Raw genomic sequence first — 1292 nt, forward strand, 5'->3', positions numbered from 1 at the left:
TCTCTATGTGGCATTGAACTGCACCTCATTTGTTAGACATACTAACAAGGAGGTGCGGTTTTTCTATGGGGAAAATGAGCGCAGAAGATAAATTAGCAGCGGTTCATACATAAATGGTCACCGCCACAATTAAAGGCTCAATTCCTAATTCTCTGGAATCAAGTCTATTTTTTTATATGATGAGATTTTTTAGAATAGTGATTTTATCTTTTCTTTTATACTGTTAATAACCTTTTGACCAACGTTCTCTTCTGTAAGTGTCATGTCCCATATTACGGCATGAGTTATTGAATCTGCACTGTCACTATTTATTTTTATTGTTAAATTATTCACTTCATTAAGAGGGACTTCAAACGACTCTATGCCATTTTTTCCCCTTGTAGTGGTTAACCCTACCGAATAAATTACTTCTCCATCGCTGATGAACTCTATTTCAATACTCTTTGTGCTTGTAGCGTTCAAAACATCGTCAGGTATTGCAACATAACCTGTCATATATTTATATTTGCTATCTAATAGATACACGAATTCATTGGTTTTTGTATGCTCTCTATCAATTAAATTTAGTTGTGGGGCTACTTCGTTTTGGCCAATTGTAAAAGTGGACAAGTTTTCATCCCATTGGATAGACTCATCTTCTTGTACCAGGTCATTCAGGGCAATAATTTTCCCTTCGCCTTTTTCTAAATATTGATTAATACCGCCAACAATTATTATTGTTCCAAGGGCAAGCACCATGGAAAGTAATACGATTTTGATAACTCCTTTTAGATTATCTCGGTTATGAGTGACGATTCGCTGTGCTGAAAACCCTACTGCAGCACCCAATGAATTTATAATAATATCATTTATATCAAAAGCTCCTAAATGTGTAAGCATTTGAATCGTTTCAAGAATTGTTATTGATACTATAAAAACGACGATAAAGCGTTTAAAACTACAACGAAACAGGAGTGGAATAATCACGCCAAAAGGGATAAACGCTAAAAAATTCCCGTACTCAAAAAACCAGATTTGAAAGCCTTTTCCTATTGGATAATGCAATGGGATTCCTTCAGGTATTAGATTGTATCGTAAGCTAGAGTCTGTCCCCAGTAGACCTCTATTAAAACCTAGATATAAGAAATAGAGGATCAAAGCTGTATATAATGTTAACAGCACAATTGTGATTTTACGTAAATTTACTTGTTTCATAAAATGTCCTTTCTTTTCTTTGATGTAAAAGATTGCATCTTACCATTTTAAGTATGAAGTTTCAATAGGTCTTCCACTCTCCAGCAAACCTTATGGAT

General features: G+C 34.4%; 1 protein-coding gene. It reads right to left on the reverse strand.

The genetic code is table 11. The annotated features are described in order from the left end of the window. Positions 1–189: 189 nt before the first annotated feature. Positions 190–1194, reverse strand: a complete 1005-nt coding sequence (locus QI30_RS19350; protein WP_126992115.1) for a VanZ family protein — start codon at positions 1192–1194, stop codon at positions 190–192. Positions 1195–1292 lie beyond the last annotated feature (98 nt).

Origin of the sequence: Candidatus Kurthia intestinigallinarum, assembly GCF_003991225.1 — a bacterium.
GTDB lineage: Bacteria > Bacillota > Bacilli > Bacillales_A > Planococcaceae > Kurthia > Kurthia populi.

Excerpts from the sequence above, each read along its gene's own strand:
- QI30_RS19350 (WP_126992115.1), bottom strand. The coding sequence starts at position 1,194 with ATGAAACAAGTAAATTTACGTAAAATCACAATTGTGCTGTTAACATTA.